Origin of the sequence: Dongia sp., assembly GCF_041909655.1 — a bacterium.
Classification (GTDB): domain Bacteria; phylum Pseudomonadota; class Alphaproteobacteria; order Dongiales; family Dongiaceae; genus Dongia.
Window position 1 is genome coordinate 203,409 of the sequence record NZ_JAYRDA010000007.1, and the last position, 25,701, is coordinate 229,109.

Below are 25,701 nucleotides of genomic sequence, written 5' to 3' on the forward strand. Positions count from 1 at the left end.
CCTGCGCAATCAATTCCTGAGCGGCTTGCCGGTGGTGAGCATGTGTTCCATCCGCGCCAGCGTGGGATTGGTGCGCAGCAGATGCATGAAGGCCCTCTTCTCCAGCTTCGAGATCTGGTCTTCGGTAACGATCTCGGTGATGTCGGTCTTGCCGCCGGTCAGTACCTCCGCGAGCGCGCCCGAGACAGTGACGTCATGGGGCAGCGCCTTCCCTTGCTGCGCAAAGCCCTCGACGGCGAGCTTCAAGGCCACCTGACCGGTGGCACCGGGGAGGCGCAATTCCTGCGGCGCCGGCGGCTGGTAGTTGGCGGCCACCAAGGCCAGTGCCTTCTGCTTGGCGTCGTAAAGCAGGCGGTCGCGATTCATGGTGATGGCATCGTCCTGGCGGAGGAAACGCATCTCCTTCGCCTCATGGGCGGATTTGGCGACCTTGGCCAGGGAGATCGTCTCGAAGGCCTGCGCCACCGGCGGCATCGGCCCCTTGGGATCGCGCGCGCCGGGTTGGTACCGGAGCAGCATCTCCTTGCAGCCGCCCCAGCCGGGAATGAGGCCGACGCCGACTTCGACCAGACCCATATAGGTTTCGGCATGGGCCTGGATCGCCGCGCAATGGAGCAGGATCTCGCAGCCGCCGCCCAAAGCCATGCCGGCAGGTGCGCCCACGATGGGGAAGGGCGCGAACTTCACCGCCTTGTAGGCGGATTGGCCGGTGCCGATCATGTCGTCGATCATCGGCCACATGGCGATATTGGCGGCAAAGAGGGCGAGGCCGATATTGGCGCCCACGGAAAAATTCTCGGCCTCGTTATGGATGACGAGGGCCTTCATCTTTTTGCCCACGTGATCCACCGCCTGTTTGACGAGACCGAGGCTGTCGGGATCGAGCGCGTTCATCTTGCTGTGGAATTCGAGACAGGCGACACCATCGCCGATATCCCAGAGCGAGGCGGAACCGTTCTTCATGATCGGCTTGGTGCCGAGCTTGATGTCGGAAAGCAGCAGCACGCCGTCGGGCCGCGTGAGCGGCGTGTAGCTACCGTCGGGTTTGAGATGCTGGATCCGGCCAGCCTCGGTCTTGTAGAAGCCGCCGGCCTTGGCAGCCTTTTCGAGGAAAGGCGGCACCGGCATTTTCTCGGCGGCGAGTTTTTCGGCGAACCAGGCGGCGCCCATCTGGTCGATCATCTCGAAGGGGCCGCGCTTCCAATTGTAGCCGGTCTTCATGCCCTGATCGATCGCCACCACGTCATCGGCGATCTCGGGGACCAGCGAAGCGGCATAGGAGAGCAATTGGGAGAGGACGCGCCAGGCATATTGCCCGCCTTTGTCCTTGTGCCCGACCAGGGCCTTCAAACCGCCCTTGGCGGCATCGGCGGAATCGAGCCGCGCGCGGTCGCTGGGGCTATATTCGCCGGTCTTGAGGTCGATTGATTCCTTGACCTTCGCCCCGCCCGCTGTGTTGAGGCGATAGAAGCCGCCCTTGCCCTTGCGGCCGGTATAGCCGTCGGCGATCATCTTTTCGAGGAGCGGCCAGGGGCGACGCAATTTCATATAGGCATCGTCGGGTGCGAGCAGGCTCGCCATCGATTTGTCGACATGGGGCATGAGGTCGAGGCCGACGAGGTCCAGGAGGCCGAAGAGACCGGTCTTGGGCGCGCCGATCGGGCGGCCCATGATCGTATCTGCTTCCTCCACGGTGAGGCCGAGATCAAGCGCCGCCGTCACCGCGGCCTGCATCCAGAAGACGCCGATGCGGTTGCCGACGAAACCCGGCGTGTCCTTGGCGCGAACAATCGTCTTCCCCAGCATGCGGTCGCCGAAATCGCTGACGTCACTGATCACTTGCGGCCGCGTCTTCGCCCCGCCGACGATTTCGAGGAGGCGCATATAGCGCGGCGGGTTGAAGAAATGGGTGATGCAGAAATCGGCCTGGATGCTGTCGGGCAGGCCCTGCATCAAGGTGGCCAGAGGAATGGTCGAGGTGTTGGAGGAGAGGATCGAGCCCTTCTTCCGTTTTCCCTCCAGCTTCTGATAGAGCGCCTGTTTGATGTCGAGCCGCTCGATCACCGCCTCGACGATCCAATCCACATCGGCCAGCTGATCGAGGTCGTCCTCGGTATTCCCCGGCGTGATCAGCTTGGCCGCCGCTTTCGACATGAGCGGCGCCGGATCTGCCTTCAGCAATTTCTCGATGGCGCCCTTGGCGATGGCCGATCTATCGGCCCCTTCCTTCGGCACGATGTCGAGCAGCAGAACGGGCACGCCCGCATTGGCGATCTGGGCGGCGATGCCGCTGCCCATCACACCGGCGCCGATGACGCAGGCCTTTTTTATCGCCATCAGACGGCCTCCAGGATGGTGGCGATGCCCTGGCCGCCGCCGATGCATTGGGTGGCCAAGGCGAATTTCTTGCCCTCGCGTTTCAAGAGCGATGCGGCCTTCCCGGTGATGCGCGCACCCGTGGCACCCAGAGGATGGCCGAGCGCGATGGCGCCGCCATCGAGATTGACCTTGGCGATGTCGATTTTGAGGTCGCGGATACAGGCAAGGGATTGCGAGGCGAAGGCCTCGTTCAACTCGATGATGTCGATATCCTCGATCTTGAGGCCGGCGCGTTTCAGCGCCTTCTGTGTCGCCACGACCGGGCCGATCCCCATGATCTCCGGCGCGCAGCCGGCGACCGCGATGCTGCGGATCTTGGCAAGTACCGGCAGGTTATGCGCCTTGGCATAGGCGGCGCTGGTGACGAGGCAGGCGGCGGCGCCGTCGGTCAGGGGCGAAGAGGTGGCGGCGGTCACCGAGCCATTGGCATCGAAAGCCGGCTTCAAACCGGCAAGACCTTCCAGCGTGGTGTCGGCGCGGATGGTGCCATCCTCGCTCACCAGATCCTTCCCGGCCTGAATGGGGACGATCTCGTCTTTCAACTTCCCGGCGGCGCGGGCGGCACTCGCTTTCTGCTGGCTGAGGACAGCGAATTCCTCCTGCTCCTTGCGGCTGATCTTGTATTTGTTGGCGACGTTCTCGGCGGTGATGCCCATCGAGACATAGGCGGCGGGCAGGCGCTCGGCCAAAGCCGGGTTCGGCATCGGGTTGAAGCCCAGCATGGGCACCCGTGTCATGCTCTCGATCCCGGCGCAGAGAAAGGCCTCGCCCGCCCCCATCAAGATCGAGCCGGCCGCCATATGGATGGCCTGCATGGAGGAGCCGCAAAATCTGTTCACCGTGGCGCCGGCCACCGATTGCGGCAGATCCGCGATCATGCCGATGAGGCGTGCCACGTTGAAGCCCTGCTCGCCCTCCGGAAAGGCGCAGCCGACGATGAGGTCCTCGAGATCGCTGGTCATCACCTTGGTCTTCTCAAGGACACCCTTGACCACATAAGCGGCGAGATCGTCGGGCCTGACTTTGATCAGCGCGCCCTTGTTCGCGAAATGAAAGGGCGAGCGCTGATAGCCCGCGATGACGACATCGGTCATGGTCTGATCTCCTTGGTGGCGGCGGCGCGCGCCTTTTCCTCGTCGGCGAGGATTTTCTTGAGGATCTTGCCGATGATGCTCTTCGGCAATTCGGTACGGAATTCATATAGGCGCGGTTTTTCGATCTTCGAGAGGCGGTTTTCCAGGAAGGCATCGATTTCCTCGGCGCTGGCCTGCATGCCGTCCTTCAGCACGACGAAGGCCTTGACCGTCTGGCCGCGATAGGGATCGTCGATACCGATCACCGCGCATTCCTTGACGGCGCTGTGTTCGTAAAGCGCTTCCTCGATCACGCGCGGATAGACCTTGAAGCCGGAGGCGTTGATCATCTCCTTCAACCGGTCGGTGATGAAGACATAGCCGTCCTCATCGATATGCCCGACATCGCCGGTATGGAGGCGGCCGTCATAGATGACTTCCGCCGTGGCTTCGGGGCGCTTCCAATAGCCCAGCATCACCTGGGGACCGCGGAAGCAGATCTCGCCCTTCTCGCCGGGGGCGACCTCCTTGTGCGGATCGTCGAGCGAGACGATCTCGCAGGTGGTGAGCGGGAAGGGGAGGCCGATCGAGCCCGTTTTGCCGCCGGTATGGACCGGGTTGCAGCAGCAGACCGGCGAGGCTTCGGAGAGGCCATAGCCTTCGATGAGATGGGTCCCTGATTTCGCCTCGAATTTCTTGCGCACTTCGGTGGGCAAGGGGGCGCCGCCGGAAATGCTGAAGAGCAGCGAGGAAAGATCAAAATCGTCCAGATTGGGCGCGTTCAGAAGAGCGTTGAACAAGGTCGGGACACCGACCAATGCGGTGGGGCGCTTGCGGTGGATGAGCTTCAGGAGCTTCTGCGTGTCGAATTTCGGTTCCAGAATCATGCAGCCGCCGACTGAGAGCGTCCAGTTCATGACGCAGGTCATGGCGAAGGCGTGGAAGAGCGGCAATACGCCCACCACCCGCGCTTTGGGGCTGTCCACCGAATAGAAGAAGCGCTTCGCCTGGATGGCGTTGGTATAGACATTGGCGTGGGAGAGCATGGCGCCCTTGGGCACGCCGGTCGTGCCGCCGGTATATTGGAGGAGCGCCACGTCGTTCTGGCAGTCGACCGTCACGGGCGCATAGGCGCCGTCATTGTCGATGAGATCCTTCAAGGCGATGTGGCGGCTGTCGATTTTCATCCGCGCGCGGGCCGAGCGCATGACGAAGGGATAGACCATGTTCTGCGGAAAAGGGAGCTGGTCCGCCATCGGGCAGACGATGACCGATTTCACCCGGCATTTCGGCAGCACCGCATCGAGCTTGGGCAGCAATTGGACGACGTCGAGCGTCACCATGAAATCGCATTCGGCATCGGCGATCTGGCGCTCGATCTCCGGCTCGGCGTAAAGCGGGTTGAAATTCACGAGGCACGCCCCGGCCTTCAAGGCACCGTGATAGAAGGCGACGAAATAGGGGCAATTGGGGAGGAAGAGGCCGAGGCGCTGGCCCGGCATGAGGCCGATCGCCTGCAATCCCTTGGCGATGCGATCGGAGAGGCGCTTGATCTCGGCATAGGAATAACGCTTGTCGAGGAAATCGACGCAATCATGATCGGGATGGAGCGCCGCCTGCTCGTCGAGGAGCGCATAGACGGGCTTGGGCGCAATCGCTGCCGCCCAATCGACCCCCGGCGGATAGGCGCCGATCCAGACCGGCACCCCGGCACTCGCCCCCACCCCCGACGGCATCCTTGTCTCCCTTGGAATCTCCATGGGTTCCTTCCGAAGCGCCGTGCCGCTTCTTCAATGGCGGCGACAGCAACGCCCGACTCGGGCACACGGCCGGTCTCCGGGCCGCCCGCAATCATGCCCATTCTCCGGCCTTTTAGGCAAAGGAATGGTTAACGGAATATTGGTGGGGGAGGTGAGAGAAAAGGACAGCTAGGCTGACTTTAGCCCATGACACTCTCGGCGACGGACCGCCCCTCAACGTGGTCGAATCAGACGAATCTAACTAGGGTTATATCGATCAGCATTCGTTAGCGGGGCTGACGTCGCATAGCATCATCCTTCCGGAGCCTAACTCCAACGAGAAGTCACTATGACAGAACGGCAAGGCAGTGAGGCGCTTCGTCCCATAGAGCTAAGGCTCGTGGATGAACTTACCGGAATGAGTTCAGGATACGTGTTGGATTTTACGAACGCGACCTTTGCTGAATTTTTTCGATCTGAGGTTGGCGTGAATATTTATGACGACGCATATGCTGCCATTGGTAATTCAAAAGGAAAGCGGCTGCGATCATTCCTGCAGATTGGTCAGCGAGTAGCGATTGTCAAAGCACTCACTGCTCTCTGGGAGTACAGAGAGAACGCGAGGATTAACCAAGAGAAAGCAGAAACTGTCACCAGAGCCCGCCAAAGACTCAGTGCAATTGTTGAAAGGCTCGGTGGCATCCAGCGTCCTGAATATGGTGAGGCCATCGAGCAAGAATCGAAGTCCGAATCAAAGGGACCGAGTGCAGCGCAGATAGCGCAGTTGGATGCTGATTTTCTGGCTCTTCATGGCATGGCGCCTCAGGCGAGAGGCTATGCCTTTGAGAAATTCCTTACTAAGTTGTTTGACGCTTGGGGAATGGATGCACGCGCCGGTTTCAGGGTTGTGGGGGAGCAGATTGACGGCTCATTCCAACATGATAGCGCTACTTATCTAGTCGAAGCGAAATGGCATAACACGCGAACGGAAGCATCCACTCTTCACGCCTTTCAGGGAAAGATCGAGGAACGCCCTCAGTGGACCCGAGGTTTATTTGTTAGCTATGAAGGATTCACTGAGGGTGCGCTGAAAGCATTCACGGCTCGTCGCATTATCATGATGGATGGTATGGATATTTATGATGCGATTCGCCGCTGTATTTCTTTGCCCGCTATCATTACGGAAAAAGCTCGACACGCTTCCGAATATAGGAACCCATTCGAGCGAGTGAGGAGTTTGTTTCCGGAAAAATAAACGTTCGCACAGTTTTTATTCAAGAGGCCGGCCTTGCCCCCGTCCTCACCCCAATCCGTATTGCGTCACCACCTTGGCGAAATCGTCGGCGAAATTGCCGCCGGTGCGGATGATGGCGGTGCCTTCGGGCAGTCGGCTGAAGGCGGCGGCGGCGAGGTCCTGGCTGGTGAGGACGGCGCCGGGAATTTTCTCGGTCACCTCGATGGCTTTGAGGGCGCGCAGGAGATCGACGCCGTTCAAGCCCGACATCACCTGCGAGGTGAGCACCATGTCCGGGCGGAGGCGAAGCGTCATGGCGAGTGCCTCCACCGGATCGGCCAGGGTGGTGACGCGGAAGCCGCAGGCCTTGATCTGCTGGGCGATCAGCTTGGCGACGGCGCGGGCGGGCGTCACCAGCAGGATTTCGACATTGCGGATCTCGACGTCGTTCTCGGAGAAGGATTGATTGATGATCGAGGGAAGGGCGCGGACGATGCTGGCGATTTCCTCGTCGACGGGCTGAGTGCGCCGTTCCAGCATCTCGCCCAGTTTGTCGACGAAGGTCTGCAGATCGGCCTGGCTGCGCGCCTGCCATTCGTTCATGTCGTCGAGATAGGTGCCGAGGCGATGGGCGATCATGGTGAGGACGGGATAGCCGAAGCTGCGCCCGGCGCCCTGCAATTCATGGCCGTGGCGGCGGAAATCTTCCAGCAGCGAGTCCTGCGGCCCCTGGGTGGCGATCTCGTCCAGCAGGCGGTTCATCTCGGCAATATGTTGAGTCGCCTCGTCGCGAAATTCGAGTTCGTCCCGCTGCGCCAATTCGTCGGCATTGGCACCAATGACTTTGACCACGCTTCACTCTCCCTGTTCCCCGGTCCCGGATCGGCGTGGCTGCTGGCGGGCGGCCATCCCCGGATCGGTGGGTTGTGAGTTTCGGGCAAGAAAGTGAAGAAAGATTAAAAGGCCGGGATGACGGCCGGCGAGTGGCCGCCCGGTGTTCGTAGAGACCCGCCAAAACAGGCGCTAACTATCTATGGTGGTTCGCTATTTCACTTTTCAGAAGGCCTTCACCACCAGGATGTCGGTGGGCGGGTGATTGAGGATATCGGTGGCGACGCTGCCCCAGATCGCCGCCGAGACGCCGGTGCGGCCATGGGTGCCGATGACCAGCAGATCCGCATTGAGCTCGGCGCAGGCGGCCGGCAACAGCATATGCGGTTCGCCCTCGCGCACGACCTTGGTGAGGCTGGCGGCCGGAATGCCGCTCTCCTGACCGCGCCGGGCGAGGATCTCCATTTCATCTTCGAGGAAGGTGTCGAAGGCGAGGCGTTGGTCGAGTGCCACTTCCTCGGCCGCGGCATTGCTCGCCATGAAGCCCTTGAAGGGGACGTGGAAGGCATGGACCAGATGGAACTGGGCGCCCTCGGCCAGCTTCATCGCGGCCCGCAAGGCGGCGCGGGAATAGACCGAAAAATCGACGCCGATCACGACCTGGCGGTAGGGCCGGTCGGCCTCCTGCTTGACCAGCAGGATCGGGAGGTGGCTTGATTTCACGATCTGGCCGGCGGTGGTCGCGGCGAAGGAGCGCGGTGTCGGCATGGCCGCCTGGTTGTGCACGCCGAGGACGATGAGGTCGGCCTTGATGGCGGCGGCCTGACGGGCGATGTCGGTCTTGGGATGTCCGGCAAGAACCGTGGCATGGGCGGTGATGCCGGTCTTGGCGGCCTGCGCCGCGATTTCCTTGGCGAGTGCGGCGCGCGCCCATTCGATCGAATGCGTCTTCAGTTCCAGCGGCAGATCCGTATCGACCACGTAGAGGATCGTCAGTTCGGCTTTCAGTTCCCGGGCCAGCGCATAGCTGCGATCCAGGGCGCGGTCCGAGCGCGGCGACAAATCCGTGGCGACAAGAATCTTCATGCTTCGACATTCCCTCTCAATAGATGGCGCCCCATCTCTGACGGCGTCTTGGCCGCGCCTGTTAGTTGCTCCCTTCGACCGACAGCATGCTCCCGCGCACGGAGGTCACCTTGACGCGGGTGCCGGCCGGCATGTCGGCGCCTTCACAGCGCCACACGGTATCGTCGATATGGATCTGGCCGCGGCCGTTGACGATCGGCTCCGACAAAGTGGCGACACGGCCCAGCAATTGCTCGCCGCGCCGGTTGAGCGTGTTGTCGTCGCTGGCGATCACCAGCTTGTGGCGGAATTTGTACCAGGCGAGGACCGAGGCGCCGGAGAGGATGGCGAAGATCAGCACCTGCACATCCCAGCCGAGGCTGGGCACGATCAGCGCCACGATGCCGGTGAGGAGTGCTGCCCCACCCAGCCACAGGAAGAAGAAGCCCGGCGTCAGGATTTCCAGTCCCGCGAGCAAAGCCGCCAGGATCATCCAGTGCCAGAATTCCAGTTCGAAGACGAAGGTCACCTCGTTCATCATGCCCTCGCCCAGCTCAAGGTTTCTGCCAGGGGCCGGTGCCGCCGGCACCGCCGCTGCGATCGCCCAAAGCGGATTTCGCGAGCTCGGCGATGCCACCCAGCGCACCCAGCACATTGCTGGCTTCGAGCGGCATCAGGATGACTTTGTGATTGGGGGCGCTGGCGATCTTCTGCAATGCCTCGGTGTATTTGAGGCCGAGGAAGTAATTGACCGCCTGGACGCTGCCCTTGGCGATCGATTCCGAGACGACCGCGGTTGCCTTTGCTTCTGCTTCCGCGAGACGTTCGCGGGCTTCGGCTTCGCGGAAGGCGGCTTCGCGCTGGCCTTCTGCCTGCAGGATCGCGGCCTGCTTCTCGCCCTCGGCCTTCAGGATCGCTGATTGCCGCAACCCTTCGGCTTCCAGGATGGCGGCGCGCTTGTCGCGCTCGGCCTTCATCTGCCGGCCCATGCTTTCGACCAGATCCTTCGGCGGCGCGATGTCCTTGATCTCGATGCGCGTCACCTTGATGCCCCAGGGCTGGGTCGCATCATCCACCACATGGAGGAGCTGCGCGTTGATCTTGTCGCGCAGTGAAAGGAGTTCGTCGAGATCCATGCCGCCCATCACGGTGCGGATATTGGTCATGGTGAGGTTGAGGACCGCGTTCTCGAGATCGTTCACCTCATAGGCGGCCTTGGCGGCGTCCAGCACCTGATAGAAGACGACGCCGTCGACGCTGACCATCGCGTTGTCCTTGGTGATCACTTCCTGGGTCGGCACGTCGAGCACCGATTCCATCATGTTGATCTTGGCGCCGATGCGGTCGACGAAGGGGATGATGAAATTGAGGCCCGGGCGCAGGGTCTGGGTATAGCGGCCGAAGCGCTCGATGGTCCATTCGCGGCCCTGCGGCACCGATTTTATGCCCATGAAGACCAGCAGGATTGCAAGGACCAGCAGGACGATGACGAAAATCGCAAAGGTGCTCATGACCATAAAATCCCCCATAACGCATCGATCTGCCAGATCGCGACCGACCGCCTCAAGAATGTAGGGGGCTTTGCGCCGGTTGCAAGTGAAACTGGCGCGACGCCTTCAGCTTGCGACCGGAATTTTCGGCAGGGGATTCTCCAATCCGGCCGCCGCTTCCGGCGCCTCGAGACCGACTTTCTCGATATCGTCGGCCTTCTTCACCACCTTGTCGGTGGAGATGCGGATCTGGCGCACGTCGTCGACGGCCTGGTCGAAATGCTTCTGCAGCCGACCGGCGCGTTCGTCGAGGCGTTCGATGTCCTTGGCCAGTTCGCCGACCTTGGCCTGAATGACATGGGCCTGCTCGCGCATGCGCACATCCTTCAAGACCGCGCGCATGGTGGTGAGCGTCGCCATCAGGGTGGTGGGCGAGACGATCCAGACACGGACGCGGCCGGCTTCCTCGACCAGGTTCGGGAAATTGGCGTGGATCTCGGCATAGACCGCTTCCGAGGGCACGAACATGAGGGCCGAATCCGCGGTCTCGCCGGCGACGATGTATTTCTCGGCAATGGCGCGCACATGAAGGCGGATCGCCGCCGAGAACTCGCGCCGCGCCTGCACCAGCGCGGCATCGTCCTGTGAATCGCGGATGGCCCGGTAGGATTCCAGCGGGAATTTGGAATCGATGCCGATGGCGCCGGGCGGGTTGGGCAGTTTCAGCAGGCAATCGACGCGCTTGCCGCCCGAGAGTGTGGCCTGGAATTCGTAATTCACCGGCGCCATCACGGTGCGGACGATGTCGGCCAATTGCACCTCGCCGAAGGCACCGCGCGCCTGCTTGTTGGAAAGAATGTCCTGCAAACTCACCATGCGGGTCGAGAGCTCGGCAATGTTCTTCTGGGCGGCATCGATGACGGCCAGGCGCTCCTTGAGCTCGCCCAACGACTGGCCGGCCTCGGTCGCCGACAAAGCGAGGCGTTCATGGACACGGTCGGAGAGCAGATTGAGGCGCTGGTCGAGGCGCTGGTCGATCGCCGCCTGGGCGGCGGCCTGGGCGGCGGAGAGGGATTGAAGCTGGCCCGCCAATTGGTCGAGGCGTGGGTCTGGGGCCGCTGCCGGGGCCTGATTGCGGCGGAAAACCACCACCAATACCGCCACCAGCAGCAGGGTGATGATCCCCAGCAGGACCAGCAGAATAGGGCTGGATTCCATGGCGTTTTCCTCTCAAGCACAGGTGTGGCTATATGGGCGGCGGCCCGATTCGGCCCCGCTCCGCTTGACGATAGCCCCGGGAATCCATAGGTAAAGCCCGAAAGCGAGGAGCATCAGACCCCATCATGGCCCAGCTACCCATCCTTGTGGCACCGGACCCGCGGCTGCTGAAAAAATCGGAACCCGTCGTCGCGGTGGATTCCGAGATCCAGCAGCTCATGGCCGACATGCTGGAGACCATGTACAAGGCGCCCGGGATCGGCCTCGCAGCCCCCCAGGTCGGTGTCTTGAAGCGCGTCATCGTGCTCGACATCGCCCCCGAGGGCGAGGCGCCCGCCCCCTTGAAGATGGCGAACCCGGAAATCGTCTGGGTTTCCGATGACGATGCCAGCTACAACGAAGGCTGCCTGTCGGTGCCTGAACATTACGCCGATGTGGTGCGACCGGCCGCCTGCCGCGTGCGCTATCTCGACGAGCACAACGAGGTGAAGGAGTTGGCGGCCGAGGGTCTGCTCGCGACCTGCGTGCAGCACGAGATCGACCATCTCGACGGGGTGCTCTTCATCGATCATCTCACCTCGCTGAAACGCAACATCATCCTCCGGAAATTGGTGAAGGCGAAGAAGCTCGGCGCCGGCGTGCCGGCCTGATGACGGCCCAGGCGACGTCGCCGATGCGCGTGGTCCTCATGGGCACGCCGGATTTCGCGGCTTCCGCTCTGGCAGCGCTGATCGAGGCGGGCCACGAAATCGTCGCCGTTTATGCGCAGCCGCCGCGACCGGCGGGCCGCGGCCAGAGCTTGCGCAAATCACCCGTGCAGCAATTGGCCGAGAAACACGGCCTGGCCGTGTTCACGCCCCACTCGCTGAAAGACGCAGAGGCGCAGGCCGCTTTCGTGGCGCACCGGGCCGATGTCGCCGTGGTTGCGGCCTATGGATTGCTGCTGCCGCGCGTGCTTCTCGCAGCACCGAAATTCGGCTGTCTCAATATTCATGCCTCGCTTCTGCCGCGCTGGCGCGGGGCCGCGCCGATCCAGCGTGCGATCCTGGCGGGCGATACCGAGACCGGCATCACCATCATGCAGATGGATGTGGGCCTCGATACCGGGCCGATGCTGAAACGCGGCGTGGTGAAGATCGCGCATGAGATGAATGCGGGCGCGTTGCACGACGCGCTGGCCGGTTTGGGGGCAAAGCTCATCGTCGAGACACTTTCCGAGTTGCCTTTGCCGGCCACGGATCAGCCCGCGGACGGCGTCACCTATGCCGCAAAGATTTCGCCCGCCGAGGCGAAGCTGGACTGGAAGATTTCAGCGACGATGCTGGAGCGTGCGGTGCGCGCCTTCGCGCCGGTGCCGGGTGCCTGGTGCCTGCTGCCCGATGGGGAAAGGCTCAAGGTGCTGGAAGCCGAGATGGTGCCGGGTTCCGGTGCGCCGGGTACCTTGCTCGACGACAATCTGAGTGTGGCCTGCGGGTCGGGCGCCTTGCGTCTTCTGCTGGTGCAGAAGGCCGGCAAGAAGCCGATGCGCGCCGACGAGTTCCAGCGCGGGGTGAAGCTCGTCCGGGGCAGCGTGTTGTCATGAGGAGTGGGGCGTGACCCGCTTCCGCCTCACGCTTGAATATGACGGCGGCCCCTTCGTCGGCTGGCAGCGCCAGGAGAACGGCCTTTCCGTGCAGCAATGCCTGGAGGAAGCCGTGCTGGCGACGGTGCAGGAAGTGACCCATGTCTATGGCGCCGGGCGCACCGATGCGGGTGTCCATGCCACCGGCCAGGTCGCGCATGTCGATATCCTGAAGGAGATCGAGCCAGCCCGTCTGATGGCGGCGCTCAATTTCCATGTGAAGCCCAACCCCGTCGCAATCACGGCCTGCGCAATCGCGGCCGATGATTTCCATGCGCGCTTTTCCGCAACGGGGCGCGCCTATCTCTACCGCATCGTCAACCGCCGCGCGCCGCCGGTGATCGAACGCGGCCATGTCTGGTGGGTGGCGCCCGAACTCGATGCGGCGGCGATGCACAGAGCAGCGCAACACCTCGTCGGGAAGCATGATTTTTCGACCTTCCGCGCCAGCCTCTGCCAGGCGCAATCGCCGGTGAAGACCCTCGATTGCTTCGACATCACGCGCGTGGGCGACGAGATACGCTGCGCGGTCGAAGCGCGCTCGTTCCTCCATCATCAGGTCCGCAACATGGTGGGGACGCTGCGCCTGGTGGGCGAGGGGAAATGGTCGGCCGATGACGTGAGCACCGCTTTGGCGGCACGCGACCGCGCCAAAGGTGGCCCGACCGCGCCGCCCGACGGACTCTACCTCACGCGGGTTACGTATTAGGCCTTCACTCTTGCCCTGGCCATGAAGTTCCCGGCGATGAGGGAATCCAGCCAGTCATGGGCGATCAATGCTGCTTCCCTTGCGGTGAAGGTGGTGGAATCGAGGCAATGCTCCAGCCAGAGGCCGTCCAACAGGGCGGTGAAGGCGAGGGTGGCGAGGCGGGGATCGAAACCGAGCTTCTTCTCGGCGGCGAGTGCGCCCAGCAATTCCTCCAGCCGTCGCCGATAGCCGGCATAGACCTTGCCGTGGATCGCATGGATTTCGGAATCGGTGCGGGTGAGGCTCCAGAAGGTGAGCCAGACGCCCAGCAGATCCGTGTCCAGCATCGGTTCCGAGAAACTGGCATCGACGAAGGCGTGGAGCTGGCCTTCCGGTGTCGGCGCCGCGGCGGCCAAAGCCGCGCGCAGGGATTTGTCGAGCTCCTTGCCGGTCCAGCGATAGGTCTCGGCGATGAGATCGTGCATGCCGGCGAAATGGTGCCGCACGAGGCCGGGCGAAACGCCGGCCTCCGCCGCCACCACGCGCACGGTGGTGCCTTCCAGGCCATGGCGCGCCAGCGAGCGCGCGGTTGCCTCGATCAATTGCCTGCGCCGTGCCTCCGGCAGGTCGCGGGTGAATTTCGGTGCCTTGTCAGCCAACGGAGCCCATCCTCAGTTTTTCATATGCCGTGAATCGGTTTCATCCATACCTGAATAAAATCTGCTTGTGTATTATACAAACGTATAATAATCCTTGTGTCGACATTTTTTACAAGGGTAGCTCGTCATGATCCACATCACCCATGCCGCGATCCAGCGGGACGGCATCGAGATCGCGTTTGCCAGCAATACGATTCACGTCTTCACCCAGACCTGGCTGCGCGATCATTGCACCTGTACACAGTGCCGCCACCCCGAAACCCAGCAACGGCTGCTCGATACTTTTGCACTACCCGCTGGCCTACTGGCCACCGCGATCGAATTGGGCGCGGGCGGCAGAATCCTGGACGTGACCTGGTCGGACGGTCATCGCAGCGCCTTTGAGGCGGCCGATCTTTTCGCGGCCCTGTCGCCGGTCGGCCTTCTCGCCAGCGATATCACCACCTGGAACGATGCCGAGATCGCGGTGGATTTCCCGCAGATGCCCTATGACGCGGTGATCGGGGACGACGCCGCGCTCGAAACCTATCTCGACAAGCTGGAACGCTTCGGCTTCTGCTTCGTCGAGGGCACCCCCGCGACACCCGAAGCGACCCAGGCGGTGGCGAAGCGCATCGCCTATATCCGCGAGACCATCTTCGGCGGCTATTGGGATTTCACCGCCAATATGGAGCACAAGGACACGGCCTATACGACGCTGGCGATCGGGCCGCATACCGACGGCACCTACAGCTTCGACGCGCCCGGCTATCAGATGTTTCATTGCCTCGCCTTCGACGGCGTGGGCGGCGAGAATGTCTTCGTCGACGGTTTCCGCATCGCCGAGATCATGCGGCGGGAAACGCCGGAGCTTTACCGCGTGCTGACCGAGGTCGAGGTGCCGGGGCAATATATCGACCATGAGCGCGGCATCCATCTGATGGCGCGGCGGCCCTTGCTGCGGCTCGATGCGACCGGACGCCTCGCGCAGGTGAGCTTCAACAATCTCGACCGCGCACCCTTTGCGCTGGAGCCCATCCGCCAGGAACTGTTCGCCGCCGCCTATGCGGCTTTCGCGCATCACGCCAATGATCGCTCCCTGCAATACCGCCGCCGCCTGGCGCCGGGCTCGCTGGTCCTCTTCGACAATTGGCGCCTGCTCCACGCCCGCGATGCCTATAGCGGCTACCGGCGCCTGGCCGGCGCCTATCTCAACAAGGAAGATGTCGAGAGCCGCCTCCGTGTGCTGCGCGCGAAGCGTGAGGCAAGGGCGGCGGCGTAAGACCGTTCAGGTCGCTATCGGCTGATAGAGCGGCATCAGCAGCAGGACCGAGAGGCTCCAGTTGAGGATGAAGTCGAGCACGGTGAGCAGGATCGCGCCGCCATAGCCGATTCCCATCACGACACGCAGGGCAAAGGCTTCGAAGACCAGCGAAGCCAGCACCAGGATGTTTGTGAGGACGAGCAACGATTCGCTGAAAATGCCGGCCGAGGCGATGAGGTGCAATGCCGTCAGCACGAGCGTAAACGCGGCGCCAAACCAATTGTAGAAGGTGATCGCGCCGATTGCCTGATTCTCGCGTTCGATGGCGCGGCCGATGACGATCAGCAGGAGCGGGAACATCACCCAACTGAGGACATAGGCGACCGCCGCGGCGCCGAAGACATGCAGTGGATCGAGTTCGGGCCGCAGATCGGCACCGACGAAGAAGCGGATCAGGAAGCAGGGCAGGAGCGGCAGCATCAGGCCGAAGGAGCGCTTGGCGCCGGTAGCGCTGCGGTCGAACCATTGCGCGAAGCCGGGATCGAACCGGAGGAGGCGCTTCAAGCCCTCTATGGCGGCCAGCGCCTCCTGCCAGCTAGGCATCGAAATAGCTGTCGAGCACGCGCTCATAGATGCGCGATAAGGCCTCGATATCGGCGACCGGCACGCGCTCGTCGACCTTGTGCATGGTGGAACCGGCGAGGCCGAATTCGATCACGGGGCAAAAATCCTTGATGAAACGCGCATCCGAGGTGCCGCCGGTGGTGGAAAGCTCCGGCATCAGGCCGGTCTCGGCCTTCACCGCCGCCACCAGGAGATCCGAGAGCGGGCCCGGCGGGGTGAGGAAGGATTCGCCGGAGCATTCGCAGGTGAGATCATAATGCCCGCCCACTTCATCGAGGCGGCGCCGGATCTCGGCTTCCAGGCTCGCGGCCGTGTAATGGTCGTTGAAGCGGGCGTTGAAGACCGCCTTGGCTTCCGCCGGGATGACGTTGTTGGCGGGGTTACCCACATCGACGGTCGCAAATTGCAAGGTCGTCGCCGGGAAATGCGCCGAGCCGTGATCGAGCGGCTCGGTCAAAGCCGCGATCATGCTACCCAGGCGATGGATCGGGTTGTCGGCCAGATGCGGATAGGCGGTATGGCCCTGGATGCCGTGCACGGTGAGGCGACCGGTGAAGCTGCCCCGCCTTCCGATCTTCGCCATCTCGCCGAGCTTCATCGGATTGGTGGGCTCGCCGACGATGCAGGCATCAAGCTTCTCGCCCTGTTCCTTCAGCCAATTCAACACCGGCTTGGTGCCGTTGACCGCAGGACCTTCCTCGTCGCCGGTGATGAGGAGCGAGATGGCGCCAGCGAACTTGCCGTCACGTTTCTTGACGAAACGCGCCGCAGCCGCGGCAAAGGCGGCGATGGCGCTCTTCATATCTGCGGCACCGCGACCGTAAAGCTCGCCATCGATCACCTGGGCGGCGAAGGGATCGACTTTCCAGGCATCGACCCGGCCCGGCGGCACGACGTCGGTATGTCCCGCGAAACAGAGATTTTTCCCCGGCCGGTCGCCCGCCACCTTGGCGTAGAGATTCTCGATCCGCGTCGTGCCCGGCGCCTCGAAGCCCAGACGGTGGGCGACGAAGCCGTGGGGCTTCAGCGCCGCTTCGAGCACGCCGATGGCGCCTTCGTCCTTCGGGGTGACCGAGGGCCGGCGGATGAGATCGCGCGCGAGTTCAACCGGATCCAAAATGCTCAATCCCGCAGCAGATCGTTGATCGAGGTCTTCGAACGGGTCTTTTCATCGACCCGCTTGATGATGACCGCGCAATAGAGGCTGGGGCCGGGCGTGCCGTCGGGCAGCGGCTTGCCCGGCAGCGAACCCGGCACCACCACGGAATAAGCGGGCACGCGGCCGTAATGCACTTCGCCGGTCGCGCGGTCGATGATCTTGGTGGAGGCGCCGATGAAGACGCCCATGGAGATGACCGAGCCGGTCTCGACGACGACGCCCTCGACCACTTCCGAGCGGGCACCCACGAAGCAATCGTCCTCGATGATGACGGGGCCGGCCTGCAGGGGCTCGAGTACGCCGCCGAGGCCCACGCCGCCGGAGATGTGACAGTTCTTGCCGACCTGGGCGCAGGAGCCGATGGTCACCCAGGTATCTACCATGGTGCCGCTGTCGACATAGGCGCCGACATTGATGAAGCTCGGCATCACAACGACGCTGGGGGCCACATAGGCGCTCTGGCGCACGACGGCGCCGGGGACGGCGCGGAAGCCGGCCTGCTTGAACTTGGCCTGGTCCCAGCCGGCGAATTTCGAGGGCACCTTGTCGAACCAGGTCGCCTCGCCGCCGGGGAAGGAACCGCCGCCGGTCACGATATAGGAATCGTTGAGGCGGAAAGAGAGCAGCACCGCCTTCTTCAGATATTGGTTGGTCTGCCACTTGCCGCCGATCTTCTCCGCCACGCGCAGACTGCCCTCGTCCAGCTTGGCCAGCGCCATGTTGACGGCGTCGCGCACGGCGCCCTTGGTGCCGGCATTGATCTCGGCGCGGTTTTCCCAGGCGGCGTCGATGACGCTCACAAGGTCACTCATGTCTCAACTCTCCACTGTCGCTGTGTTGCGTGCTGCCACCTGTCGGGTTGCGAGATAGGCGGCGAGGAATTCGGCGAGGTTGCCGGTGCTGTGATGGATGCTCTCGGCCATCGCGGCGGCATCGTCCAGGGTGGCAAAGACGTCGCCGTCCTGGATGAGGACGGTGGTCATGCCGAGGGTATGCGCCGGCACCAGATTGCGCGGCATGTCGTCGATCATGACGGCGGTCTCGGGTTCGATCGCATAGGCGCCGCAGAGCCGGCGATAGACGCCCATATCCGGCTTGGGGATGAAATCCGAGGCGACGATGTCGAAGATGCCGTCGAAATGATCGCCGATCCCGACCTTTTCCAGGATGCGCGTCGCATGCGGGACCGAGCCGTTGGTGAAGATCACCTTGCGGCCGGGCAAAGCGGCGATGGCGCGATCGAGGGCGGGATCGGCCTGAACGCCGGACAGATCGACGTCATGGACGTAACCCAGGAAGGCGTGCGGATCGACACCGTCATTGATCATCAGGCCGCGCAAGGTGGTCATGTGTTCCCGGAAATACCGCTTCTGCAGATCAAGGGCGCCGGCCTCGTCCAAGCCCAGATGCCCCCGGATGAATTGCCGGATCTTGACCTGTACCTGGTCGAACAGCCGGCAGGAGCCAGGATAGAGGGTATTGTCGAGGTCGAAAATCCAGGTACCGACCGGTTTTTGTCCGCCAGACGCCCCGATAGGCGCCCCGGCAGACGCTAGCGCCCTGGAAAATGTCACGGCCGATGGCATGTTCGGGGGCATATTCGGGTCCGGGATTCAGTCATTTCCAGCATGGATCAAACGCGCGGGCGACCTTATGGCTTGGAAGCTGGGGGTGGCAAGGGGCCAATGAGGGCGCGTGTTCCTCTTCGGAACTTAACATGGAATTAAGGATGCTGCGGCACCCTCAGGCGCCATGAGCCCGCCCACTCTTCCAACCCCGCCAGAGACGACCGAGGATTCGATCAAAGCCGCGCTCCGGCTCTTTGCGCCGGACGGGCCGCTGGCCCTCGATTCCAATCCGGCCCTGCTGCTGGCCCATGACGGCAAGGTGCTGGCCGCCAATGAAGCGGCGGGCACCTTGCGCCTGATGCTGGCACGGCCACCCGCCGAACTAGGGCAGGCCCTGGGCGAGGCGCGTAGGGGCAAGCCGCGGCGCCTGGCGGCCCTCGATGGCCTGGACGAAAGCGGCAAGCCGGTCTCGCTCGATCTTTCCCTGCTGCCCAGCGGCGATGCCATCCTGCTGCTCGGGCGCGATATCAGCCTGGAACGCGCCCTCCGGGGTGCCCTCATCGATTCCCGGCAGCGCTTCAAGGATCTCATCGACCGCGCCGCCGATTTCACCTGGGAGGTGGATGATGCGGGGCGGTTCAGCTTCGTTGCCGGCGAGGCGCCCCTGGGCCGCGCAGCCGCCGATCTCGTCGGGCAATCGCCCCAGGATTTTGCGATCTCGGAAGACGTCGCCGCGGCCTTTTCCGGCGCCGGTCCGCAGGCGGGGAGCGAAATCTGGATGCTGGGGCCGGATAAAAGGCCGCTTTGCCTGCTGGTCCAGGGCCAGCCCCTGAATATCTCGGGGAACATCCCGGGGAACGCCACGGGGAGCGGCCCGTTCCGGGGTGCGCGCGGCCTTGCCCGCGACATCACCGCGCAAAAGGCGCGGGAGACGGATCTTGCCGAAGCACGCCACCGCGAACGCCTGGTGCTGCATCTGATGCGCTCGCTGCGCCGGACCATCGATCCCGAGGCGGCGATCGCCACCGCGCTCAATACCGCGATGCAGGCCGTGGGCGCCGAACTGGGCCATGTCCGCCGCGTGGGGCCGGACGGGGTACTGGCCGAATGCCTGACCGGTCAGCCGGATCCCGCCGACGATGACCTCATCGCCACGGCACTCGAATCCGATAACGGCCTCGCCATGGGGCATGCCGGGCATCGCCTGGGCATCGCCCTCCTGTGCCGGTATGAAGGGCGCGGCGTCGGCCTGCTCGTCCTCTGGCGCAAGGCCGTGCGCGGCCCCTGGGCGGCCGACGATCTTTTCCTGCTGGGCGAGCTTGCCGAGCAATTGGCCGTGCTGATCGAACAATTGAAAGGGCAGGAGGCGCTGCGGCATCTTTCGACCACCGATGCCCTCACCGGCCTTCTCAACCGCCGCGGCTTCGAAAGCGTGCTGGCGCGCGCGGTGACGCGGGCCCGGCTCGACGGTCATGCCGGGGCCTTGATGTATGTCGATCTCGACAATTTCAAACAGGTCAATGACCGCTTCGGCCATGCCCAGGGCGATGCCGCCCTGGTCGCCACGGCCGACATCCTGCGCGAGAACCTGCGTACCCGCGATCCGATCGGGCGCCTGGGCGGCGATGAATTCGTGGCCTGGCTCGAAGGTCTGGGGCCGGAGGAAGCCAAGGCCAAGGCCGTCGATCTGCAGCGGGCGGCGACGGCCCTCTGGCGCTTCGCACCGAGTGCTGAAAAGAAGCTCGGCTTTTCCATCGGCATCGCCTTGCTGCGCAAGGATGCGGGACAGGACGACAATATCGAGACGTTGATGGCCCGGGCCGACGAGGCGATGTACCGGATCAAGCATGGCGGAAAGGGCGGCTTCGTGCTGGTGGAATGATGGAATACGAAGAAGCAAAGAAGCTGGCCGCCGCCGGCAACGAACGCGAGCGCCGGGAACTCGCCGGCCGCAACGATTTGCGTCCGGAACTTCTCTATTTCCTGGCCGAGGACAAGTCACGCGAGGTGCGTCGCGCCATTGCCGGCAACAATGCCACGCCGCGCCAGGCCGATCTGCTTCTGGCCGGCGATCAGGATGAGGGCGTGCGGGAATTGCTGGCCGCCAAGATCGCGCGGCTCGCCCCCAATCTGCCGCAGGAGACGCGTGCCCAGATCCGCGATCTCACCATCGAGGTGCTGGAGAAGCTGGCGCGCGACGAGGCGGTGAAAGTCCGGCGCATCGTTGCCGAGGCCTTGAAGGATCTCACCAACGCGCCCCATCACGTCATCCAGGAACTGGCGCGGGATCTGGAGATCCGCGTCGCCGGCCCGGTGCTGCAATATTCGCCGATCCTCACCGACGAGGATTTGCTGGAAATCATCAGCAGCGGCCCGATCCACGGCGCGCTGGCCGCCATCGCCAAACGGCGCCATGTCGGCGACCGCCTGGCGGATGCGATCGTCGCGGCGGCGATCGAGGCGCCCGAGGAAACCGACACGATCACGGCATTGCTCAACAATGGCAGCACCCAGATCCGGGAGGAGACGCTGGACCTCATCCTCGAGCGGGCACCGGCGATCGAGGTCTGGCAGGAGCCGCTGGTGCGGCGGCCCTTTCTGCCGATGAATGCGATCCGGCGCCTCGCCGATTTCGTCTCGTCTTCGCTCTTCGACCTGCTGCAGGCGCGGCCCGATCTCGACAAGGCGACGGCGAAGGCGGTTGCCAAGCAAGTGAAGAAGCGCCTCGCCGCCGAGGCGAAGCAGCGCGACGCCGCCGGGAGCAGCGCGCCGCCGCCGCCCGGCGATGCCGAGGCGATGTCGGCGGCCATCGCTGGCGGCAAAAGCGATCAGGTGCTGGCCGCTTTGGCCCGCGATGCGGCCCTCAATGCCGTGATCGTCAAGAAGATCATCGGCTCGATGAGCGCCAAGGCGGTGACGGCGCTGGCCTGGAAAGCCAAGCTCAGCATGCGCCAGGCCCTGCAATTGCAGCTGAAGATCGCGGGCATTCCGCCGCACCAGGCCTTGAATCCCCGCGGCGGCAGCGATTACCCGCTGACCGAGCGCGAGATGGAATGGCAGCTGGAACTCTTCACCGGCTGAGGCTCAGAAAACCGCTGCGAGCAGGCTGACGAAGAGATGGCGGGCCCGGTCCGATGGTTTGGCCGGCGGCGGATCCGCCAAGATCTCATTGGCCGCTTCGGCGGCGGCGCGGTAATCTTCATTCTGGTATTCGGTTTGGGCCTGGCCGAAAAGACCGAGACCCTGCTGGATGGCAACGAAGCCGATACGGCCGGAAAACATGATTTTCCTGACAAGCGAACCGCCGAACCGGCGGCCGGTCAGTTCCATCTGGGGCATATTCGGAAAAGGTTCAGTGACGGCGGACACAAACGCATCGGCGATCACGCCGAAGGTGCGACCACCGTCACATCTCTTGACGTCACATCCGGCTGAGGCGGCGGAAGGCGCGCCAGCTTTTCAGGGGATGCTTCAGCTTCCGCAGCGCCCGTGTGACGGGAAGATGAATGCGGGTGTCTTCAAGCTCCAGGCCGATGCGGCGGATGCGGCCGTCCTTGGCTTCGCGCACGACCAGTTCGATCTCGTTGAATTTCAATCGGTCGCCGGCGACGACCTGATCGCCCATTTCGTCATGCAGCACATCGCCGATCTTGCGGCCCTTGGCGGTGGGGCCGAGATCGATGCCGTACATGAGGGCGAGATCGTCGGCAGGGGTTTCGGCGCCGAAGACGAATTCGCCGAAGCCGGCGATGCCGGAACTGACCTCCGAATCGCGGTGGACGAAATGTTGATGGAGGCCCGCGATCTCGGCGGGCGGCGCGATGGCGATCACGTAATCGTCGATCCTGGGCCGCGTGGCGCGGAAATCGGCGATGGGATTGGATTCGCGGATGACGCTCACGATCTCGACCAGGCTGGGGAGATTGAGATCGCCGTAATTGTGATTGAGGGCGCGGGCTCCCGCCGCGACGCGGAAGCCGGCGAGCTCGCGCGTGGCGCCATGGCCGAGGCTGATATCGAGATCCATATCGCCGGGCGAGGTCGCCGGCACTTCGAGGCCGAGGAAGCGCGCGGCGCGGCTCACGGTCCAGCCCTGGATGAGGAGCGAGGTGATGACGGCGACGAAAGCGACGTTGAAATAAATCTGCGCATTCTCGACACCGGCCAGGATCGGGATCGAGGCGAGGAAGATCGGTACCGCGCCGCGCAAGCCCACCCAGGCGACGAAGCCGCGTTCGCGCCAGTTATAGCGGAAGGGCAGCAGGCAAAGGAGCACGGCTCCCGGCCGTGCCACCAGAATGAGGCCGGCGGAGAGGACGAGGGCTGCCAGGAGATCGGAGAGCAGATCCGTGGGCGTCACCAGAAGGCCCAGCATCAGGAACATGGCGATCTGCGCCAGCCAGGCGAGACCATCCAGGAAACGCATGATGACCTGCTGCGCCCGGTAGGGGGCCCGGGCCAGCATGACGCCAGCCACGTAGACCGCGAGGAAGCCGCTGGCATGGACAACGTTGGCACCGCCGAAGATGAGGAGCGCACCGGCAGTGGCCAGCACCGGATAGAGGCCGGCGGAGAGATTGAGACGCTGCAACAGCCAGCGCAGGCCATAGCCACCGACGGCGCCGATGAGGCCGCCACCTGCCATGTGGAGAACGAAGATGCCGGCTTCCTGCCAGCCGCTGAACGCGGCTTCGAGCTGCAGCAGTTTGACGGCGGTCAATGTCAGGATCACCGCCATCGGGTCGTTCATGCCGGATTCGAGTTCCAGCGTGCCGCCGACGCGAGCATTAACTGCCACACCCTGGCCGTGGAGCAGCATGAAGACGGCGGCGGCATCGGTGGAAGCGAGGATCGCCCCCATGAGGATGCCTTCCAGCGGCGTCATGTCGAGAAGGGCCACGGCGATTCCCGCCGTGCAGAGGGCGGTCAATACCACGCCGATGGTGGCCAGGGTGATGCTGGGCCAGAAGACCAGGCGCACCACTTCGCGCGGCGTCCGCAGCCCGCCTTCAAAAAGAATGATCGCAAGCGCGATCGAGCCGACGGCATAGGTGGCACGGTAGGAATCGAAGGGCAGTCCTAGGAGTCCGTCCTCGCCTGCCAGCATGCCCAGCAGCAGGAAGACCAGCAGCAAGGGAGCACCCAAACGGGACGAGAGCTGCCCCAGCAGGATACTGATGACCGCGAGAACGGCACCCAGGAAGATGATCTGGTTGATGAATTCCAAGGTGCTCTGCGGCTCCGAAGCAGTGGCAAGGCGGTGGCCGTACTATAACCACCTCCGCTGCATCGCCGCAAAGCCCGATCGTGTGACCGCCCCCCTGCGCCGCATTGAACACAGTCAATTTACCGATGGGCATGCCTTTGCTAGGGTGGACGATGTCCCGGACATGGCAAAGGTCGCTTGTGACAAATTCGCTGCTCGCCCGCTTGGCGATCCTGGCGATCTTGCTTCCGGCCATGTTCCATTTTACCGGGCCGGCTCTCGCCGATACATCGATCCGTCTCGTCTTTGCCGAAAGCCTCGCGCCGCTGTCATTCGACCATAATGGCGAAACGCGCGGCATTCTGGTCGACGTCGCCACCGATATTTTCGAGCGCGAGTTAGGCCTGGCGGTCGAGGTGGGAACCTATCCCTGGGAACGCGCGCAACAGATGGTGCGCCGAGGCGAGGCCGACGGCTTCATCACGGTCTCGACCGCGGAACGCCGTGCATATGCCGATTGCGGGACCTTGCCAGTGCTTCGCGCCCCGCTCCATCCCCTCTTGCGGCGGGGGCATAAATCACTGGCGGCAATCGAAGCGGCCGGAAATCTTGAGGATCTGCGGCGCTACAGCTTCATCAGCTATTTCGGCAATGGCTGGGCGAAGGAAAATCTGGCGAGGGCCGGTTTCGACGTCTTCTTTGCCGACGATTATGCGTCACATCTGAAAGGACTGGCTCTCGGTCGCGGCGATATTGCCCTGGTGACGCCGACCTCTGGTGGATATTACCTCAAGGAACTCGGGCTAGCGGAAGATCTCATCATGCTGCCGCTGGTGCTGGATACGTTCGAATATGTGCTGTGCTTGGGCAAGACGTCACCCCATCGGAACAGGCTGGGCGATTTCGAATCTGTCCTGGGCCGCAAGCGCAATGACGGCGGTTATGTCGCCGTGCTGGAATATTACGGTCTGCAGCCCAGCACGCCTTATTGACGTTCTCAGCCGCGGGTGACCAGCGTGCCGATGCCCTGCGGGGTGAAGATTTCCAGGAGCATCGAATGCGGCACGCGGCCGTCGAGGATGACGGCGGCTTCCACACCGCTCTCGACCGCAGCGAGGCAGGTTTCCAGTTTCGGGATCATACCGCCGGAGATGGTTCCGTCGGCCGCGAGTGCGCGCACTTCGCCGGCGGTGAGCTGCTGGACGAGCTGGCCGGATTTGTCGAGCACGCCAGGAACATCGGTCAGCATCAGGAGACGCGCGGCACCGATCGCTGCGGCGATGGCGCCGGCCGCGGTATCGGCGTTGATGTTGTAGGTCTGGCCATCGGGACCGAAGCCCACCGGGGCAATGACCGGGATGACGCCCGCCTGTTCCAGCGAGCGGATGATGCCGGGATTGACCTTGTCCGGTTCGCCGACGAGGCCGAGATCGATGCGCTCGCCGTCCTTGGTCATTTCGGTCTTGCGGGCGAGGAGCAGATTGTCGTCCTTGCCGGAAATGCCGACCGCTTTGCCGCCGGCTTCGTTGATGGCGGCCACGATTTCCTTGTTGATCGAGCCGGCCAAAACCATCTCGACCACTTCCATCGCCGCCGCGTCGGTGACGCGCAAGCCGTCGACGAAGCGCGATTCGATGTTGAGCCGCTTCAGCATGTTGCCGATCTGCGGGCCGCCGCCATGGACGACCACCGGCAGGATGCCGACCTGACGCAGAAGCGTCACATCGCGGGCGAAGACGCGGGCCAGTTCCTTGTCCACCATGGCATGGCCGCCATATTTGATGACGAAGCGCTTGCCGGCATATTTCTGCATATAGGGCAGAGCTTCGGTGAGGGTCTGCGCCGTCTTCAGCCAGTATTTGGTGTCCGAGATGCTCATCGTCAGGCCTTCGCTCGCCAGCTAT

General features: G+C 63.4%; 24 protein-coding genes. 8 read left to right on the plus strand and 16 right to left on the minus strand.

Annotated features, from left to right (window positions below):
• Positions 1 to 9: 9 nt before the first annotated feature.
• Genes ACE3PR_RS16020 through ACE3PR_RS16030 form a run of 3 tightly spaced genes read right to left on the minus strand, consistent with a single transcriptional unit; the run spans position 10 to position 5,188 of the window.
• Positions 10 to 2,337 carry a 3-hydroxyacyl-CoA dehydrogenase NAD-binding domain-containing protein gene (locus ACE3PR_RS16020; protein WP_374373918.1) on the minus strand — a complete coding sequence of 776 codons (2,328 nt, stop codon included), beginning with the start codon at positions 2,335 to 2,337 and terminating at the stop codon, positions 10 to 12.
• On the minus strand, positions 2,337 to 3,473 hold the full coding sequence (locus tag ACE3PR_RS16025) for an acetyl-CoA C-acyltransferase (RefSeq protein ID WP_374373920.1): 1,137 nt from the start codon (positions 3,471 to 3,473) through the stop codon (positions 2,337 to 2,339). Before ACE3PR_RS16025 ends, ACE3PR_RS16020 begins: the two co-directional genes overlap by 1 nt.
• Positions 3,470 to 5,188 (minus strand): long-chain fatty acid--CoA ligase, encoded by a 1,719-nt coding sequence (locus ACE3PR_RS16030; RefSeq protein ID WP_374373922.1) that lies wholly within the window; start codon positions 5,186 to 5,188, stop codon positions 3,470 to 3,472. Before ACE3PR_RS16030 ends, ACE3PR_RS16025 begins: the two co-directional genes overlap by 4 nt.
• Before the next feature lie 403 nt (positions 5,189 to 5,591).
• On the opposite strand from ACE3PR_RS16030, the gene ACE3PR_RS16035 reads away from it, so the two are divergent.
• Positions 5,592 to 6,446: a restriction endonuclease gene (locus tag ACE3PR_RS16035; protein WP_374373924.1), complete on the plus strand. Its 855-nt coding sequence runs from the start codon at positions 5,592 to 5,594 to the stop codon at positions 6,444 to 6,446.
• A 45-nt stretch (positions 6,447 to 6,491) separates the two neighbouring features.
• Here the strand turns inward: ACE3PR_RS16035 and ACE3PR_RS16040 are convergent, their stop codons facing one another.
• From ACE3PR_RS16040 to ACE3PR_RS16060, 5 genes are all read right to left on the minus strand, one after another.
• Positions 6,492 to 7,277: an Hpt domain-containing protein gene (locus tag ACE3PR_RS16040; protein ID WP_374373926.1), complete on the minus strand. Its 786-nt coding sequence runs from the start codon at positions 7,275 to 7,277 to the stop codon at positions 6,492 to 6,494.
• Positions 7,278 to 7,481: 204 nt separating this feature from the next.
• Positions 7,482 to 8,342, minus strand: coding sequence for a universal stress protein (locus ACE3PR_RS16045; protein WP_374373928.1), 861 nt, complete (start codon positions 8,340 to 8,342; stop codon positions 7,482 to 7,484).
• A gap of 61 nt (positions 8,343 to 8,403) precedes the next feature.
• Complete coding sequence (locus ACE3PR_RS16050) at positions 8,404 to 8,862, minus strand: NfeD family protein (RefSeq protein ID WP_374373931.1); 459 nt, start codon at positions 8,860 to 8,862, stop codon at positions 8,404 to 8,406.
• A 13-nt stretch (positions 8,863 to 8,875) separates the two neighbouring features.
• The gene (locus ACE3PR_RS16055; RefSeq protein ID WP_374373933.1) at positions 8,876 to 9,832 is read right to left on the minus strand and encodes an SPFH domain-containing protein; all 957 of its coding nucleotides are present in this window, start codon (positions 9,830 to 9,832) and stop codon (positions 8,876 to 8,878) included.
• 105 nt (positions 9,833 to 9,937) lie between these two features.
• The gene (locus ACE3PR_RS16060; protein WP_374373936.1) at positions 9,938 to 11,029 is read right to left on the minus strand and encodes a DNA recombination protein RmuC; all 1,092 of its coding nucleotides are present in this window, start codon (positions 11,027 to 11,029) and stop codon (positions 9,938 to 9,940) included.
• 125 nt (positions 11,030 to 11,154) lie between these two features.
• On the opposite strand from ACE3PR_RS16060, the gene def reads away from it, so the two are divergent.
• From def to truA, 3 genes are read left to right on the plus strand one after another with little or no spacing between them, the layout of a single operon-like run.
• Positions 11,155 to 11,679, plus strand: a complete 525-nt coding sequence (def, locus tag ACE3PR_RS16065) for a peptide deformylase (RefSeq protein ID WP_374373938.1) — start codon at positions 11,155 to 11,157, stop codon at positions 11,677 to 11,679.
• Between the two features lie 23 nt (positions 11,680 to 11,702).
• Positions 11,703 to 12,611: a methionyl-tRNA formyltransferase gene (gene fmt / locus ACE3PR_RS16070; protein ID WP_374374020.1), complete on the plus strand. Its 909-nt coding sequence runs from the start codon at positions 11,703 to 11,705 to the stop codon at positions 12,609 to 12,611.
• Positions 12,612 to 12,621: 10 nt separating this feature from the next.
• Complete coding sequence (gene truA / locus ACE3PR_RS16075) at positions 12,622 to 13,359, plus strand: tRNA pseudouridine(38-40) synthase TruA (protein ID WP_374373940.1); 738 nt, start codon at positions 12,622 to 12,624, stop codon at positions 13,357 to 13,359.
• On the opposite strand, the gene betI is transcribed toward truA, so the two are convergent.
• Entirely contained in the window at positions 13,356 to 13,997 is a 642-nt protein-coding gene (gene betI, locus ACE3PR_RS16080; RefSeq protein ID WP_374373942.1) for a transcriptional regulator BetI, read from the minus strand. The genes truA and betI overlap by 4 nt on opposite strands.
• A 127-nt stretch (positions 13,998 to 14,124) precedes the next feature.
• On the opposite strand from betI, the gene ACE3PR_RS16085 reads away from it, so the two are divergent.
• Positions 14,125 to 15,258 carry a trimethyllysine dioxygenase gene (locus ACE3PR_RS16085; RefSeq protein WP_374373944.1) on the plus strand — a complete coding sequence of 378 codons (1,134 nt, stop codon included), beginning with the start codon at positions 14,125 to 14,127 and terminating at the stop codon, positions 15,256 to 15,258.
• Positions 15,259 to 15,264: 6 nt separating this feature from the next.
• Here ACE3PR_RS16085 and ACE3PR_RS16090 read toward each other — a convergent pair whose 3' ends face one another.
• From ACE3PR_RS16090 to ACE3PR_RS16105, 4 genes are read right to left on the minus strand one after another with little or no spacing between them, the layout of a single operon-like run.
• Complete coding sequence (locus tag ACE3PR_RS16090; protein ID WP_374373946.1) at positions 15,265 to 15,843, minus strand: hypothetical protein; 579 nt, start codon at positions 15,841 to 15,843, stop codon at positions 15,265 to 15,267.
• Entirely contained in the window at positions 15,836 to 16,990 is a 1,155-nt protein-coding gene (gene dapE, locus ACE3PR_RS16095; RefSeq protein WP_374373948.1) for a succinyl-diaminopimelate desuccinylase, read from the minus strand. The genes ACE3PR_RS16090 and dapE overlap by 8 nt, the downstream gene beginning before the upstream one ends.
• Complete coding sequence (dapD, locus tag ACE3PR_RS16100) at positions 16,987 to 17,835, minus strand: 2,3,4,5-tetrahydropyridine-2,6-dicarboxylate N-succinyltransferase (protein ID WP_374373950.1); 849 nt, start codon at positions 17,833 to 17,835, stop codon at positions 16,987 to 16,989. The genes dapE and dapD overlap by 4 nt, the downstream gene beginning before the upstream one ends.
• 3 nt (positions 17,836 to 17,838) lie before the next feature.
• Positions 17,839 to 18,597 carry a pyrimidine 5'-nucleotidase gene (locus tag ACE3PR_RS16105; RefSeq protein WP_374373953.1) on the minus strand — a complete coding sequence of 253 codons (759 nt, stop codon included), beginning with the start codon at positions 18,595 to 18,597 and terminating at the stop codon, positions 17,839 to 17,841.
• A gap of 178 nt (positions 18,598 to 18,775) precedes the next feature.
• On the opposite strand from ACE3PR_RS16105, the gene ACE3PR_RS16110 reads away from it, so the two are divergent.
• Together ACE3PR_RS16110 and ACE3PR_RS16115 are read left to right on the plus strand one after the other, a co-directional pair.
• On the plus strand, positions 18,776 to 20,473 hold the full coding sequence (locus ACE3PR_RS16110) for a diguanylate cyclase (protein ID WP_374373955.1): 1,698 nt from the start codon (positions 18,776 to 18,778) through the stop codon (positions 20,471 to 20,473).
• Positions 20,470 to 21,672, plus strand: a complete 1,203-nt coding sequence (locus ACE3PR_RS16115; protein ID WP_374373957.1) for a DUF2336 domain-containing protein — start codon at positions 20,470 to 20,472, stop codon at positions 21,670 to 21,672. Before ACE3PR_RS16110 ends, ACE3PR_RS16115 begins: the two co-directional genes overlap by 4 nt.
• A 3-nt stretch (positions 21,673 to 21,675) precedes the next feature.
• Here ACE3PR_RS16115 and ACE3PR_RS16120 read toward each other — a convergent pair whose 3' ends face one another.
• The gene (locus ACE3PR_RS16120; protein ID WP_374373959.1) at positions 21,676 to 21,978 is read right to left on the minus strand and encodes a hypothetical protein; all 303 of its coding nucleotides are present in this window, start codon (positions 21,976 to 21,978) and stop codon (positions 21,676 to 21,678) included.
• Between the two features lie 34 nt (positions 21,979 to 22,012).
• Positions 22,013 to 23,818 (minus strand): potassium/proton antiporter, encoded by a 1,806-nt coding sequence (locus ACE3PR_RS16125; protein WP_374373961.1) that lies wholly within the window; start codon positions 23,816 to 23,818, stop codon positions 22,013 to 22,015.
• Between the two features lie 179 nt (positions 23,819 to 23,997).
• On the opposite strand from ACE3PR_RS16125, the gene ACE3PR_RS16130 reads away from it, so the two are divergent.
• A complete protein-coding gene (locus ACE3PR_RS16130; RefSeq protein ID WP_374373963.1) occupies positions 23,998 to 24,789 on the plus strand; it encodes a substrate-binding periplasmic protein in 792 nt (263 codons plus the stop codon).
• A 5-nt stretch (positions 24,790 to 24,794) separates the two neighbouring features.
• Here the strand turns inward: ACE3PR_RS16130 and argB are convergent, their stop codons facing one another.
• On the minus strand, positions 24,795 to 25,676 hold the full coding sequence (gene argB, locus ACE3PR_RS16135; RefSeq protein ID WP_374373965.1) for an acetylglutamate kinase: 882 nt from the start codon (positions 25,674 to 25,676) through the stop codon (positions 24,795 to 24,797).
• Between the last annotated feature and the right edge of the window lie 25 nt (positions 25,677 to 25,701).